Genomic DNA, 13,956 nt, shown 5'->3' with positions numbered 1-13,956 from the left:
CCCGTTCCGGCGGGTTTTTTAGTTTTTTATCCGGCATGTTGGCTATGCATGCGGCTGTTGGGACCCATATATCGCGTTTAACGAACCTTCATCAATCGCTTGCTTATAGTGCTTGCGGCACACCGAAATATAGCGCTCATTACCACCAATAACGACCTGTTCGCCTTCACTGAAAGGTTTGCCGTTTGCATCGAGACGTAAAACCATGCTGGCTTTACGGCCACAATGACAAATGGTTTTTAACTCAACCAGTTTATCCGCCCACGCCAGTAAGTATTGGCTACCAACAAACAACTCTCCACGAAAATCGGTACGTAATCCGTAACACAGTACCGGAATATCAAGGTTATCTACCACATCAGACAACGCTTTAACCTGGTCACGCGTGAGGAATTGACTTTCATCGACCAACACACAGTGCACCGCTTGTTTAGCATGCTCGGCGGCAATATCCTGATCCAGCTTCGTCTCTGCGTTATATAAAAACGCAGGAGACGAGAGGCCGATGCGTGAACTGACTTTGCCCGCGCCAAAGCGATCATCAATTTCAGCGGTATAAACCAGCGAACGCATACCGCGTTCGTGATAATTATAGGAAGACTGAAGCAAAGCCGTTGATTTGCCCGCATTCATCGCAGAGTAATAAAAATAAAGTTGAGCCATAAGCAAAATCTCATCGCAGCCTGAATCTGTTGCGCCGCAGTCTAGCATAAAGTTGTATAGCTGTAGCGATGCATTCTTTTTATCATCTGCTCAAATTAACATCGTTAGTAAGCGCCGTTTCGCTGCAACAATACTAAGAAAGCACGTTTTGGCAAAGTACAACTTATGCCGATATTTTATTCATTACTATTACTGGTGAAGTGTTAGGAATAGCTGATGGTAATGCATGCGGTACAAAGGCTCAGCTTAAAAAGATCACTGAACGCGTAAATATATTTTGTGTATCGTTCTAAAATCACGCTTTATTTTTTAATTTACATTTTGCTTTTAAATCTGGCTATTGCAGTTATTTTTTCGCACCACTATTATGAGACGGCAGAACCACTCCCATTTAATATATTTTGGATTAGGACAATGAGCGAAGCACTTAGAATTCTTAATAATATCCGTACATTGCGCGCACAAGCTCGGGAATGCTCTCTGGAAACGCTGGAAGAGATGCTGGAAAAACTCGAAGTTGTAGTCAATGAGCGTCGCGAAGAAGATTCGCATCTACAAACGGAAAATGCCGAACGTAACCGCAAGCTTGAACAGTATCGTGAGATGTTAATTGCAGACGGAATCGATCCGAATGAATTGTTGCAGGCATTATCTGAGACCAAAACATCCAGTAAAGCCAAGCGTGCTGCTCGTCCTGCTAAATATTCATATGTCGACGAAAACGGTGAAAACCGCACCTGGACTGGTCAAGGTCGGACGCCTGCAGTAATTAAAAAAGCAATTAAAGAACAAGGAAAACAACTGGACGATTTCCTGCTGTAATCATTTCAGTGCTTCGAATTGTGAATAGCAAATTGTGCATTCACTTTCCACCAGGTAAGAAAAAGGAAGCCATAGGCTTCCTTTTTTTATGCTCAGTTATTGTTGGTAGAAGTGGCGATACCATTCAACAAAATGCTTCACACCCTCTTCCACACCCGTTTGTGGCCGGAAGTTAATTGCTTCATACAGCGGCTGGGTATCAGCACTGGTGCTCAGCACATCGCCAGGTTGCATTGGCAGCATATTTTTCTTTGCCTCAATTCCCAGCGCCTTTTCCAGCGACTCAATGTAAGTCATCAAACTTACAGGTTGGCTATTACCGATGTTGAAAACACGATAGGGAGCTGAACTGCTTGCTGGAGAACCCGCTTCAACTGTCCATTTATCATCTGATGCCGGAATGACATCCTGCAAACGCACGATCGCTTCTGCAATATCATCAATATAGGTGAAGTCGCGCGTCATTTGCCCGTTGTTATACACATCAATTTGCTCACCCGCTAACATCGCACGGGTAAATTTGAACAGAGCCATATCCGGACGGCCCCAGGGTCCATAAACGGTGAAGAAGCGTAACCCAGTCGTGGGTAATTGATAAAGATGAGAATAGGTGTGCGACATCAATTCGTTGGCTTTTTTAGTGGCCGCATAAAGTGAAACAGGATGGTCAACGGAGTCGTCCGTTGAAAAAGGCATTTTACGGTTGAGCCCGTATACTGAACTGGATGATGCATATAAAAGATGGCCGATCTTATGATGGCGGCAACCTTCAAGAATATTGAGGTGACCGATTAAGTTAGCATCAGCATAGGCATGTGGATTTTCAATCGAATAACGTACGCCGGCCTGAGCGCCCAAATGGATTACGCGTTCAAACGCATGCTCAGCGAATAAAGAAGAAATGGCCTGGCGATCCGCCAGGTCCATTTTTACGAAAATAAAATCAGGATGTTGAGTGTTCTGATCCAATCGGGCCTGTTTCAGGCTGACATCATAGTAGTCATTCAGGTTATCGATACCGACAACCTGGTGACCAGCGGCCAGCAAGCGCTGACTAACGTGAAATCCAATAAAACCTGCCGCGCCGGTGACCAGAAACTTCATACATCCCTCATTATTCTACGGTTTTAATTGACGCTCCGCGGCCGATTGCATAGTACGTGAAGCCGCGTTTGCTAATACGCTCTGGATCATACAGGTTACGACCATCAAAAATCACGGGTTGTTTTAACGCATTTTTGATGACATCGAAATCTGGCGCACGGAAGTTTTGCCATTCAGTACAGATAACTAAGCCATCCGCACCCTGCAGCGCGGCTTCCTTAGTACCCATCAGCTTAAGATCATCACGATGACCGTAAACGCGCTGGGCTTCATCCATCGCTTCCGGGTCAAACGCCTGAACCGTTGCACCCGCTTCCCACAGCGTTTCCATCAGCACACGGCTAGAAGCTTCACGCATGTCGTCAGTGTTGGGTTTGAATGCCAGTCCCCACAGAGCGAAGGTCTTGCCGCGCAGATCGTCACCGAAATGGCGCTTGATGAAGTTCGGCAGCTTGCTCTTCTGAGAATCGTTAACGTCTTCTACCGCTTGTAGCAGGCGCGGTGTGTAGCCGATAGACTCAGCAGTGCGAATCAGCGCCTGCACGTCTTTCGGGAAACAAGAACCGCCGTAACCACAACCTGGATAGATGAAGTGGTAACCGATACGCGAGTCGGAACCAATACCCTGGCGGACTTTCTCGACGTCGGCTCCCAGACGTTCTGCCAGGTTGGAGATCTCATTCATGAAGCTGATTTTGGTTGCCAGCATGCAGTTTGCCGCGTATTTCGTCAGCTCTGCACTGCGGATATCCATTAAAATCATACGATCATGATTACGGTTGAACGGTTCGTACAGTTCACGTAACAGCTCAACCACTTCATCGTTATCCGTACCGACAACGATACGCTCCGGACGCATGCAGTCATTAACTGCGGCGCCTTCCTTGAGGAATTCCGGATTTGAAACCACGTCAAAAGCGATATTCACATCGCGCTTTTGCAACGTTTCCGTCATTACCGCACGAACACGATCCGCTGTACCCACTGGCACAGTAGATTTGTCGATAACAACTTTATGATCGTTCATGTGCTGTGCAATGGTGCGCGCAACTGCAGTCACATATTTCAGATCGGCAGAACCGTCTTCATCGGGTGGAGTACCCACAGCGATGAACTGCATCACACCATGATTAACGCCTTCTTCCGCATTGGTGCTGAACTTAAGGCGACCCGACTCATAGTTAGACATTACGAGTGGCGTCAGGCCTGGTTCAAAAATCGGAATATGGCCTTTCTTTAAATTTTCGACTTTCTTTTCGTCGACATCAATACAGAGAACGTCATGTCCGACTTCGGCTAACACCGCAGCCTGAACCAGACCGACATAGCCGATACCAAATACAGTGACTTTCATTGAATTATCCTGTGTTTATTGAGTTACTTTTTGTTGCCTACAGCGCCTTCGAGCCACTGGGTAAAATCTTTACCCAATACTGGATGGCGAACGCCGTACTCAACAAAGGCTTGCATGTAACCCAGTTTGTTACCGCAGTCATGGCTTACGCCGTTCAGGTGATAAGCTTCAACGGTCTCTTTTTCCATCAGCATTGCAATGGAGTCAGTCAGCTGAACTTCGCCACCTGCGCCTGGAGGGGTTTTAGCCAGCAGCGGCCAGATATCAGCAGACAGCACGTAACGACCCACTACTGCCAGGTTAGATGGAGCTTCTGAAGCTTTAGGCTTCTCAACTACGCCCACCATTGGCGCGCTCTGGCCTGGTGCAAGATCAGCGCCCTGGCAGTCAACCACGCCATAAGCGGTAACATCAGCTACAGGTTCAACCATGATCTGGCTACGACCGCTCTCTTCATAGCGAGTCAGCATCTCTGCCAGGTTATCTTTGGTTGGGTCAGATTCGTATTCATCAATGATGACGTCTGGCAGGATAACGGCAAAAGGCTCATCGCCAATCAGTGGATGTGCACACATCACCGCATGGCCCAGACCTTTGGCAATACCCTGACGAACCTGCATGATGGTTACGTGTGGTGGGCAGATTGACTGGATTTCATCCAGCAGCTGACGTTTAACACGTTTTTCCAGCATGGATTCCAGTTCAAAACTGGTATCAAAGTGGTTTTCGATGGCGTTTTTAGAAGAGTGTGTAACCAGCACAATCTCGTTAATGCCTGCTGCAATGCACTCATTCACGACATACTGGATCAACGGCTTATCGACCAGCGGTAACATCTCTTTTGGAATAGCTTTAGTAGCAGGCAGCATACGCGTACCGAGACCTGCAACAGGGATTACCGCTTTTTTTACTTTAGTCTTATAGGCAGACATCTAAATACCTCTCTTAATAGGCCGTTCAAGTTAATACTTGATATGTCGGTTTAAAAACGAAATGAGTATATCAGTTACTATCAGGCGGATTTATCCTGGATGGAGCTAATCCGCGGAAATTAAGACTATTACCCAAGTGTAAAGCTTGCCCCTGGTCCTGTCTTTAACCCGCGGAAAATTTAAATCCGGTTGATTATTCTTCAGCTGATAGCATCAAACGTAGCCTGCCGCCGGCACCCCAAATATGACACTGCCATGCATCTGCGCGCTGGCTGATTTGGTTGAGATGGGTACTGCCCATTGTACCGAGGGGCACGCCGTTACTGAGTTGAATTTGGTGGGTATTAATATGCAGCGTGGCATTCAAACCGGCCGAAACCAGTATCAGATTTTTCAATTGTCGATGGTAATAACCCACCAGCAAAGGGAACTGACCGCTGAGATTGGCCTGCCGCAATAGCATATTGACCTGACGCAGCAGACCATTTAACTCTGGCAATCGCTGCTTTTGTCCAGAGAGTTGTTCCTGCAATAAACCGTTAAATAATGCACGCAGTAACAGCGCGGCTAATACACCGTTATCTCCAGCGCGTGTCACATCAAGACAGTAGAATGCAAGATCGTTATCAGATAATGCCGCAATATCCAGCACTAACCCTGGCTGTTCAGCCATGGTGAGCTGACGATAATTAATACGGCAATTGGCGATAGTTTGCTGAACCGGCGGCTGTAATTGTTTGAGTAATTTCGACGCGGCCAATGGATCGCTTACCAGAGCATCCCAATCCTGAAAAAGCTGCTCATCTTCCTCCACCTTTGAAGTGAACATCGATGGATAAAGACACTCGAATACGGCCTCTCTGAAGCGTTCAAGGTTTTTAAGCGGTTTCAACAACACATCCTGAACGCCCAATCGCAATACATGCGCAATATCCGCCATATTTTGTGTGGCAGAGATAATCAAAATGGGCACGTTGTTGCCGCGCGTACGAATGCGTTCAACAAACGGAATGCCCCCCATGCGCGGCATTTCAAGATCGCAAATAACCAAATCAACTGACTGTGCGGACAGTAAGGTCAAACCATCAAGGCCATCACCAGCTTCAAGCGTGCTTGCGCCCAAACTTGTCAGTAAATTGTCTATCAATGAACGGAAAACGACCTCATCTTCGACAATGAGAATCTTTTTGCCGATTAGCGGTTTTTCCATTCTCTCCCCCTGCGTACCAGATAATTCAATAGTGGTTCATAAAATGCAGTTGCGCCTTTCAGAATCGACTGAAGTAGCAACACTTGTGAATGAACAACCTGACTATCTGCCACGGACCAGCGGTAATAGTTCATCCATTTTCTTCTCAACGGCGGCCTTGCCTGCCGCGATGGCTTCTTCTGCACGATGGAAGTCCAGTGTGGAAATTTGTGGACAAAACGGCTGAATCAGCACATCCGGCGGGTCGCCCGCCATGCGGTTACGTTTCAGACGATTTTCCAGTACCTGAATGGATGTAGACATAATCTCCATCGCACCCGGCGTTTGATTAGCTCGGCGATGCGTCAAACCCACAATGCGTTGACGCAATTTTTTACCCCAACTCAGCGCTTCAACTGCCGCCGCTTCTTCACCGCTTTGCGGCGTTACTGATAGTAGATCCTGCTGCATCAGGTGCGCGTCGTGCTGTAAATCAACAGCAATAACAATATCGGCACCCAACGCACGGGTTAGTGAGATTGGCACAGGATTAACCACTGCTCCATCTACTAACCAATACCCATTGTAAGCGATAGGTGGTAATAAGCCTGGCATACTACAGGACGCGCGCACAGCTTGATGCAAATCGCCCTCGGTCAACCACACTTCTCGTCCGGTACTCAAATTGGTAGCCACTACGCCAAAAGGTTTACCGCAGTCATCAATAAGTTCATTTGGAATGAGCTGTCGAATATGGCTGAACACCCTATCGCCGCGCAGCAACCCGCCGCGCTGCCAGGAGAGATCCATCAAGCGGATAACGTCCCAGTAACGAAATGCGCTCACCCATTTTTCCATCACGCCCAGCCGACCATTTACGTAGGCCGAGCCAACTAGCGCACCCACTGAACAACCCGCCACCACATCGATTTCAATCCCCGCGCGCTCGAGCGCAGTAATTACGCCGATGTGTGACCATCCTTTAGCGGCACCTGAACCTAGTGCCAGCCCAATCCTGACTTTTCTCATCTCACCTCGTGATTAGCCTGGTACGTAGCATCACGCCTGACAGTCGGCTACCATAGCGCACGCTTTAATTTACTTTAATCACTTCCAGGAGATGACGTGTCTGAAAAGTGCCCTTGCTGCAGCGGAAAGGAGTATAGCTTATGTTGCCAACCCTATCTGAATGGCCAAGCGAACCCGTCCAGCGCGGAACAGTTGATGCGCTCACGTTACAGTGCCTATGTCGTTAAAAATGCTGCGTGGTTGGCTGCGACCTGGCACTCCAGTAAACGCGTGGCCGACCTTGAAACGTTATTATCTGAAAGTTTTTCCGGTACTGAATGGCTGGGTTTGAATGTAACTCGTTGTAATGATGGAAGCCATGAGAATGAAGCCTTTGTAACGTTTTTTGCGCGTTACCTCGAAAAAGGCCGTACTTCAGCGATCTATGAATGTTCGCGCTTTCTTCGCGAGGATCAACGCTGGTACTATGTTGACGGAACAACGCCTGAGTTAGGACGTAACGATCGCTGTCCTTGTGGCTCCGATAAAAAATACAAAAAATGTTGTGGCTAATCTGGACAGATACACAACGGCTTTACCATTCATCGCTTTGACAGGACTCTGATCGAGATGCAAGCGCAAACCATCCAACGAAAAGTTTTACGAACCATTTGCCCTGATGCGAAAGGTCTGATCGCCAAGATCACCAACATTTGCTACAAGCACGAACTTAACATTGTGCAGAACAATGAGTTTGTCGATCACCGTACCGGGCGCTTTTTCATGCGCACAGAGCTGGAAGGGATTTTCAACGACAACACCTTGTTGGCCGATCTCGATAGCGCGCTGCCAACCGGTTCAGTCCGTGAGTTGCAAAGTGCCGGACGCCGCCGTGTGGTGATTCTGGTAACCAAAGAGGCACACTGCCTTGGCGACCTGCTGATGAAAAGTGCGTTTGGCGGTCTCGATATGGAGATTGCAGCGGTCATCGGTAACCACGAAACCCTGCGCTCGCTGGTTGAACGTTTCGACATTCCGTTTGTGTTGGTTAGCCACGAAGGTCACACGCGTGAAGAGCACGATAACCGTATGGCGGACGAAATTGACCGCTATCAGCCGGATTACGTGGTATTGGCCAAATACATGCGTGTATTAACGCCAGCCTTCGTTCAGCGCTATCCAAACCAGATCATCAATATTCACCACTCTTTCTTGCCAGCGTTTATCGGTGCGCGTCCGTATCATCAGGCGTACGAGCGTGGTGTGAAAATCATTGGCGCAACCGCGCACTATGTAAATGATAATCTTGATGAAGGTCCGATCATCATGCAGGACGTAATTAACGTCGATCACAGCTATACCGCAGAAGAGATGATGCGTGCTGGACGTGACGTTGAGAAAAATGTGTTGAGCCGCGCACTGTATAAAGTTCTGGGCCAACGCGTATTCGTTTACGGCAATCGCACGATCATTCTTTAACCACTTTGGCGCTGAGCTGTTCAACTCTTCAGCGCCACGCGTAAAAAGTGGACAAACGATTTTTATTTTATGTGACGGCGCTTTACAGGCTGAGTGCATTTGGTATGATGCGCCCCGCTTTAAGACGCAATGATTCAGGCCAGTGGTGGGATTCCCGAGCGGCCAAAGGGAGCAGACTGTAAATCTGCCGTCACAGACTTCGAAGGTTCGAATCCTTCTCCCACCACCATCTGAATCGTCTCTCTGAAGCCACAACAAGCAACATCCCTGGTGGGATTCCCGAGCGGCCAAAGGGAGCAGACTGTAAATCTGCCGTCACAGACTTCGAAGGTTCGAATCCTTCTCCCACCACCACCGAATATTCTCCTATCTCAGCTTTAATCCTTGTTTTCTCTCTCTACACATCATGACATTTACCTAAAAACTCGTTACCATCGCGCCATACTTTTGCGGATAGAAATGGCAGCGAAATGAAATTTGTCTCTTTCAACATCAACGGCTTGCGTGCGCGCCCTCATCAATTAGAAGCGCTGGTTGAGCAGCATCAACCCGATGTTATCGGCTTGCAGGAAACCAAAGTGCATGACGATATGTTCCCGCTCGAGGACGTCAGCAAACTGGGCTATCACGTATTTTATCACGGGCAAAAAGGTCATTATGGTGTCGCACTGCTGACGAAAGCGGAGCCGATAAGCGTGAGCCGTGGTTTCCCCGGCGATGAAGAAGATGCGCAGCGTCGTTTGATCATGGCGGAAATCCCCAGCCCGATAGGCGATATCACCGTAATTAACGGCTATTTCCCACAAGGAGAAAGCCGTGACCACCCCACCAAATTCCCCGCCAAAGAGAAGTTTTATCGCGATCTGCAAAGCTATCTTGAGCAGCAATTAGCCGTCGATAAACCGGTGTTGATCATGGGTGATATGAACATCAGCAGCACCGATTTTGATATCGGCATTGGTGAAGAGAATCGCAAGCGTTGGCTGCGCACCGGTAAATGTTCGTTCCTGCCAGAAGAGCGTGAATGGATGGATCGCTTACTGCAGTGGGGGTTGGTTGATACCTGGCGCGACAAATTCCCGGCAACCAACGACCGCTTCTCGTGGTTTGACTACCGCTCAAAAGGCTTTGATGATAATCGTGGGTTACGCATCGATCTGTTACTAGCGAGCCAGCCACTGGCGTCACGTTGTATTGAGAGCGGTATCGATTACGACATCCGTAGTATGGAAAAACCGTCTGATCACGCGCCCGTTTGGTCGACGTTTAAGCTGTGAGGAAACGGCGTGGCGGTAAATCGCCACGCTGTTTTTATTTGATGATCTTCCAGATGAGTGGATTTGTGCCCAAGACTTTTTCGTCCCGTCCACATTGCAACAGCACACCTTCCGCCTTCACCACCGCACCTTCAGAATAGCTACGATTCTCATAGGTACAGCACTGCATGCAGTCGCTTTGGCGACTGTTTTTGCCCTGCGTCCACACTTCGTCAGGCATATCCACCACCACATCCGTATTGCCCATACGATTACTCTCCGGCTGGCGGTTGGCCAGCGCAGAGGTACTGCATAACAACAGTCCGCTCAGCAGCAACATTGCATAACGCATCACTCTGTCTCCTTGGTTTTGCGACGAGCCGTTTTCGGTTTAGCTCTCTTTTTTAGCCCAGGCGCAGTCAATCCGCGAAAGGCCTGTAGCGACGGACGCTGGCGTGCTTCACCAATCAACCCGATTAAGGTGCTGACCAGCGGTTGCATAAACTCATCGTAGCGGCAGGCTTTTTCACTGATGCGCGTCAGCGTCGATTCCCACTGCGCCGTCATATCCGGCCGCGCAGCCATTTCAGGCAACGCATGAATCAGCGCCCTGCCCGCCTCTGTCGAGTGAATATAGCGACCTTTTTTCACCAGGAAAGTGCGGCGAAACAGTAATTCAATAATACCTGCTCGCGTCGCCTCCGTACCTAAACCATCGGTTGCGCGCAGGACTTTCTTTAATTCTTTATCCTGCACGAAGCGTGCAATACCGGTCATAGCTGATAATAAGGTGGCATCAGTGAACGGGCGTGGCGGTTGCGTTTGTTTGGCCAGCACTTCGCCGCGCTCACAGAGCAACTCATCACCTTTACTTACCACCGGCAAGGGCGTGCCATCATTCTCCTCATCGCGCTCTTTGCTGCCTAATAATGCGCGCCAGCCGGCTTCTGCCAGAAAACGTGCTTTGGCAATAAACTTGCCGCCGCCAATATCGAGGTCAATAACGCACTTGCGGAACACCGCATCGGGACAAAACTGCATGAGATATTGGCGCGCTATCAAGCCGTAAATGTTGGCTTCATTTTCGGTCAGATTAACCTTACTGGCGCGCGCGGTGGGGATAATGGCGTGGTGTGCATCGACTTTTTTATCATCCCAACAGCGGTTCTTCTGATCGGGGTTGAAGTCCGTTGGCGGTGTCAGATTAGGCTGATGGGCCTGAATCGCGTTCAATACTGCATGGCGCCCGGCAAAATGCTCATCGGGCAGATAACGGCTATCGGAACGTGGGTAAGTAATCAGTTTATGGGTTTCGTACAGGCGCTGGCAGCAATCCAGCACATTCTGCGCACTGAGGCCATAACGCTTTCCCGCCTCAATCTGCAGGCCAGACAGAGAGAAAGGCAGCGGCGCGGTATCGGATTCACGTTTATCGTTGTATCCGGTGACTAGCGCAGGTTTGCCATTGATGCGCTCTAGCACATGATCTGCCAGCGGACGGTGCAGCAGCCGCCCCTCTTCATCCTGCCAGGGTTCACAGGCATCGCTCGGCACCCAGCTGGCAACAAAACGTTCTTCTTTTGGCGTAACGATGTGCGCTTTGACTTCGAAGTAATCCTTCGGGATAAAGTTCTCAATCTCTTCATCACGCCGCACCACCAAACCCAGTACCGGCGTTTGTACACGGCCGACCGACAGCACGCCATCGTAACCGGCATTACGCCCCAGCAAGGTCCATGCGCGGGTCATATTGATGCCATACAGCCAGTCAGCACGCGACCGCGCTAGCGCAGACACACAGAGTGGAATGAATTCACGGTTCTCACGTAAGCGTCCGACGGCACGCTCCACTGCCGAAGGATTGAGATCGTTAATCAGGCAACGCTGTACCGTTTGGCGTTTTTCTGGCGCGAGTTGCAGATAATCCAGCACTTCATCCACCAGCAGTTGCCCTTCACGGTCGGGGTCACCCGCATGCACTACCATGCTGGCTTGCTGCAACAATCCTTCAATAACTTTCAGCTGCTTCGCCACCGAGGGACGCGGCTGCAAGCGCCACTTTTCCGGAATGATCGGCAAATCGGCCAGATTCCAGCGCGCATAGCGGCTGTCATAACTGTCGGGTTGCGCCTGCTCCAGCAGGTGCCCGACACACCAGGTCACAACCTGGTCATTCCCACAGGCAATATAGCCGTCGCCGCGTCGATGCGGCTTCGGCAACACGTCGGCAATCGCACGCGCTAAGCTGGGTTTTTCGGCAATAAACAAACGCATGAATGGCGTCGTTCCTTAACGTCAGGTAACTACGGTAATCAAAGGACGAGCAGATTCGGCGGCAAATAGCTCACCAATCGACGCAACTTGCACGCCTGCTTCTGCGGCACAGCGCGTGAACGCCTCGATAGCGCTGGGTTGAACCGCCACCAGCAGGCCGCCGGACGTTTGCGGATCGCACAGCAGCGCACGGGTGGCATCATCGATTAGTGAAACATGCGCACCGTAACTGGCGAAATTACGGCTGGTGCCGCCCGGCACTGCTCCAGCGGCAATATAATCATCAACACCCGCTAAACGCGGTACATTTGCCGCGTTCACCTCGGCTCGCAATCCAGAACCGTGACAGATTTCGCTGAGGTGACCCAGTAAGCCAAAACCGGTCACATCAGTCATGGCGCTAACGCCAGCAAGTTTGGCAAATTCCGCCCCGGCGCTATTTAGCTGACACATCACATCCGCTGCCAGCGCCTGATGTTCAGGCCGCAGCAGGCCTTTTTTCTCAGCGGTAGTGAGGATGCCGATGCCCAGCGGTTTGGTGAGAAACAGCTGACATCCGGCCTGCGCCGCGCTGTTCTTTTTCACGCGCGCCACATCAACAATGCCGGTCACGGCCAGGCCGAAAATTGGCTCAGGCGCATCAATCGAATGGCCGCCAGCCAGCGCAATACCCGCAGCCTGACAGGCTGCCCGCCCACCGTCGACCACTTGCTGCGCCACTTCCGGACTTAGCACATTCACCGGCCAGCCTAAAATGGCAATCGCCATGATCGGTTTTCCGCCCATTGCGTAGATATCGCTAATGGCGTTAGTGGCGGCGATACGGCCAAAGGTAAAAGGATCGTCGACGATCGGCATAAAGAAATCGGTGGTGCTAACCACTGCCGTACCGTTACCCAGATCGTATACCGCAGCATCATCGCGCGTTTCATTCCCCACCAGCAGTTGCGGATCGTGGAACGGAGTCAACTCACTGCGGAGAATGGTTTCCAATACCTGCGGCGAAATTTTGCAACCGCATCCAGCGCCATGGCTGTATTGCGTTAAACGAAGAGGTTCACTCATGGCGACGTCCTTATGCGCTGATCAGAAAGCGCTATGTTAGCCTGGCTGTTCGCGGGTGGTAAGTGCTGCACGACCTAACCTCGATCTTTCGCACAGGCTCTGTGCAATCTTTGCAACAGCGCTTAACGTGCCGCAAAAGCCTGCTGCTTTCTGTCAGAAATAACTGACAAACTGCGCCGTGTCAGGCGCCACTACGGTAGTGTTGGCTTTCAACTGCGGCGTGCCCAGATAGAGGAAGCCGACAATGGCATCCTGTTCACGGCAGCCGAAGGCTTGGCGTACTGATGGATGATCGGTCCAGGGACCGCTGCGCCAGATGCCGTTGAAGCCTTGTGCCACGGCGGCCATTTGCATTGCCATCACCGCGCAACTGGCAGAAGCCAACTGTTCCCAATGCGGTACTTTGGCGTTCTCTTCACAATGCGCCACCACGGTGATGATCATTGGCGCGCGAAATGGCGCAGCCGCTGCTTTGTCGATGGCTTTCTGCTCAAGATTGCTGTCACGTGCGGCTTGTTCCAGCAATTTGCCAAAGCGGTCGCGCCCTTCATTTTCGATAATGATGAAGCGCCACGGCTGCAGCGTGCCATGATCCGGCGCGCGTAACGCTGCGTGCAGAATATTTTGCAGCGCTTCGCCCGCTGGGGCCGGTTCTGCCAGACGCGATGCCGAGCGGCGATTAACTAATAAGTCCAGTGCATCCATTATTCTTCTCCCATGAATAAAAAGCGTGGGCTAATCCTGGCACAGCACGATCTTTTGTAACAGTCTGGCGCGATTTCCTGCTGACATTTCGCACGCCGCTCTTTA

14 protein-coding genes and 2 tRNA genes are annotated in these 13,956 nt (G+C 50.4%); 6 read left to right on the top strand and 10 right to left on the bottom strand.

The annotated features are described in order from the left end of the window. Nucleotides 1–42: 42 nt before the first annotated feature. Nucleotides 43–663 (bottom strand): thymidine kinase, encoded by a 621-nt coding sequence (tdk, locus tag WFL93_RS12735; RefSeq protein WP_336778281.1) that lies wholly within the window; start codon nucleotides 661–663, stop codon nucleotides 43–45. A gap of 414 nt (nucleotides 664–1,077) precedes the next feature. Between tdk and hns the strand changes: the two genes are divergently transcribed. Continuing rightward, entirely contained in the window at nucleotides 1,078–1,485 is a 408-nt protein-coding gene (hns, locus tag WFL93_RS12730) for a histone-like nucleoid-structuring protein H-NS (protein WP_336778280.1), read from the top strand. Between the two features lie 96 nt (nucleotides 1,486–1,581). Here the strand turns inward: hns and WFL93_RS12725 are convergent, their stop codons facing one another. The 5 genes from WFL93_RS12725 to rssA all read right to left on the bottom strand — a co-directional run bounded on the left by WFL93_RS12725 (nucleotide 1,582) and on the right by rssA (nucleotide 7,093). Beyond that, entirely contained in the window at nucleotides 1,582–2,589 is a 1,008-nt protein-coding gene (locus WFL93_RS12725) for an NAD-dependent epimerase (RefSeq protein ID WP_336778279.1), read from the bottom strand. Nucleotides 2,590–2,599: 10 nt separating this feature from the next. Next, the gene (locus tag WFL93_RS12720) at nucleotides 2,600–3,943 is read right to left on the bottom strand and encodes a UDP-glucose dehydrogenase family protein (RefSeq protein ID WP_007892363.1); all 1,344 of its coding nucleotides are present in this window, start codon (nucleotides 3,941–3,943) and stop codon (nucleotides 2,600–2,602) included. A gap of 23 nt (nucleotides 3,944–3,966) precedes the next feature. Then, a complete protein-coding gene (gene galU / locus WFL93_RS12715; RefSeq protein ID WP_007892362.1) occupies nucleotides 3,967–4,875 on the bottom strand; it encodes a UTP--glucose-1-phosphate uridylyltransferase GalU in 909 nt (302 codons plus the stop codon). 193 nt (nucleotides 4,876–5,068) lie between these two features. Then, nucleotides 5,069–6,085 carry a two-component system response regulator RssB gene (gene rssB / locus WFL93_RS12710; RefSeq protein ID WP_007892361.1) on the bottom strand — a complete coding sequence of 339 codons (1,017 nt, stop codon included), beginning with the start codon at nucleotides 6,083–6,085 and terminating at the stop codon, nucleotides 5,069–5,071. Nucleotides 6,086–6,187: 102 nt separating this feature from the next. Next, nucleotides 6,188–7,093, bottom strand: a complete 906-nt coding sequence (gene rssA, locus WFL93_RS12705) for a patatin-like phospholipase RssA (RefSeq protein WP_007892360.1) — start codon at nucleotides 7,091–7,093, stop codon at nucleotides 6,188–6,190. A gap of 96 nt (nucleotides 7,094–7,189) precedes the next feature. Here rssA and WFL93_RS12700 point away from each other — a divergent pair, with 96 nt between their 5' ends. The 5 genes from WFL93_RS12700 (at nucleotide 7,190) to xthA (ending at nucleotide 9,828) form a co-directional block, all read left to right on the top strand. Further along, on the top strand, nucleotides 7,190–7,645 hold the full coding sequence (locus WFL93_RS12700; protein WP_336778278.1) for a YchJ family protein: 456 nt from the start codon (nucleotides 7,190–7,192) through the stop codon (nucleotides 7,643–7,645). Between the two features lie 57 nt (nucleotides 7,646–7,702). Continuing rightward, on the top strand, nucleotides 7,703–8,551 hold the full coding sequence (purU, locus tag WFL93_RS12695) for a formyltetrahydrofolate deformylase (protein ID WP_007892358.1): 849 nt from the start codon (nucleotides 7,703–7,705) through the stop codon (nucleotides 8,549–8,551). Nucleotides 8,552–8,695: 144 nt separating this feature from the next. Next, nucleotides 8,696–8,780, top strand: a tRNA-Tyr gene (locus WFL93_RS12690). A 40-nt stretch (nucleotides 8,781–8,820) separates the two neighbouring features. Then, a tRNA-Tyr gene (locus WFL93_RS12685) sits at nucleotides 8,821–8,905 on the top strand. Nucleotides 8,906–9,021: 116 nt separating this feature from the next. Further along, on the top strand, nucleotides 9,022–9,828 hold the full coding sequence (gene xthA / locus WFL93_RS12680; RefSeq protein WP_180821911.1) for an exodeoxyribonuclease III: 807 nt from the start codon (nucleotides 9,022–9,024) through the stop codon (nucleotides 9,826–9,828). A gap of 34 nt (nucleotides 9,829–9,862) precedes the next feature. Here xthA and WFL93_RS12675 read toward each other — a convergent pair whose 3' ends face one another. The 4 genes from WFL93_RS12675 to WFL93_RS12660 form a co-directional block, all read right to left on the bottom strand. Beyond that, nucleotides 9,863–10,159 carry a YnjH family protein gene (locus WFL93_RS12675; protein ID WP_007889714.1) on the bottom strand — a complete coding sequence of 99 codons (297 nt, stop codon included), beginning with the start codon at nucleotides 10,157–10,159 and terminating at the stop codon, nucleotides 9,863–9,865. Further along, nucleotides 10,159–12,081, bottom strand: coding sequence for a DNA topoisomerase III (locus tag WFL93_RS12670; protein ID WP_336778277.1), 1,923 nt, complete (start codon nucleotides 12,079–12,081; stop codon nucleotides 10,159–10,161). Before WFL93_RS12670 ends, WFL93_RS12675 begins: the two co-directional genes overlap by 1 nt. Before the next feature lie 21 nt (nucleotides 12,082–12,102). Beyond that, nucleotides 12,103–13,146: a selenide, water dikinase SelD gene (selD, locus tag WFL93_RS12665; RefSeq protein ID WP_336778276.1), complete on the bottom strand. Its 1,044-nt coding sequence runs from the start codon at nucleotides 13,144–13,146 to the stop codon at nucleotides 12,103–12,105. Nucleotides 13,147–13,299: 153 nt separating this feature from the next. Continuing rightward, on the bottom strand, nucleotides 13,300–13,851 hold the full coding sequence (locus WFL93_RS12660) for an NAD(P)H nitroreductase (RefSeq protein ID WP_336778275.1): 552 nt from the start codon (nucleotides 13,849–13,851) through the stop codon (nucleotides 13,300–13,302). Nucleotides 13,852–13,956: the final 105 nt, after the last annotated feature.

This window comes from Pantoea sp. USHLN256 (assembly GCF_037149875.1).
GTDB lineage: Bacteria > Pseudomonadota > Gammaproteobacteria > Enterobacterales > Enterobacteriaceae > Pantoea > Pantoea nemavictus.
This window is presented reverse-complemented; position numbering and strand designations above follow the sequence as displayed.

Excerpts from the sequence above, each read along its gene's own strand:
- tdk (WP_336778281.1), bottom strand. The coding sequence starts at position 663 with ATGGCTCAACTTTATTTTTATTACTCTGCGATGAATGCGGGCAAATCA.
- hns (WP_336778280.1), top strand. The coding sequence starts at position 1,078 with ATGAGCGAAGCACTTAGAATTCTTAATAATATCCGTACATTGCGCGCA.
- WFL93_RS12725 (WP_336778279.1), bottom strand. The coding sequence starts at position 2,589 with ATGAAGTTTCTGGTCACCGGCGCGGCAGGTTTTATTGGATTTCACGTT.
- WFL93_RS12720 (WP_007892363.1), bottom strand. The coding sequence starts at position 3,943 with ATGAAAGTCACTGTATTTGGTATCGGCTATGTCGGTCTGGTTCAGGCT.
- galU (WP_007892362.1), bottom strand. The coding sequence starts at position 4,875 with ATGTCTGCCTATAAGACTAAAGTAAAAAAAGCGGTAATCCCTGTTGCA.
- rssB (WP_007892361.1), bottom strand. The coding sequence starts at position 6,085 with ATGGAAAAACCGCTAATCGGCAAAAAGATTCTCATTGTCGAAGATGAG.
- rssA (WP_007892360.1), bottom strand. The coding sequence starts at position 7,093 with ATGAGAAAAGTCAGGATTGGGCTGGCACTAGGTTCAGGTGCCGCTAAA.
- purU (WP_007892358.1), top strand. The coding sequence starts at position 7,703 with ATGCAAGCGCAAACCATCCAACGAAAAGTTTTACGAACCATTTGCCCT.
- xthA (WP_180821911.1), top strand. The coding sequence starts at position 9,022 with ATGAAATTTGTCTCTTTCAACATCAACGGCTTGCGTGCGCGCCCTCAT.
- WFL93_RS12675 (WP_007889714.1), bottom strand. The coding sequence starts at position 10,159 with ATGCGTTATGCAATGTTGCTGCTGAGCGGACTGTTGTTATGCAGTACC.
- WFL93_RS12670 (WP_336778277.1), bottom strand. The coding sequence starts at position 12,081 with ATGCGTTTGTTTATTGCCGAAAAACCCAGCTTAGCGCGTGCGATTGCC.
- selD (WP_336778276.1), bottom strand. The coding sequence starts at position 13,146 with ATGAGTGAACCTCTTCGTTTAACGCAATACAGCCATGGCGCTGGATGC.
- WFL93_RS12660 (WP_336778275.1), bottom strand. The coding sequence starts at position 13,851 with ATGGATGCACTGGACTTATTAGTTAATCGCCGCTCGGCATCGCGTCTG.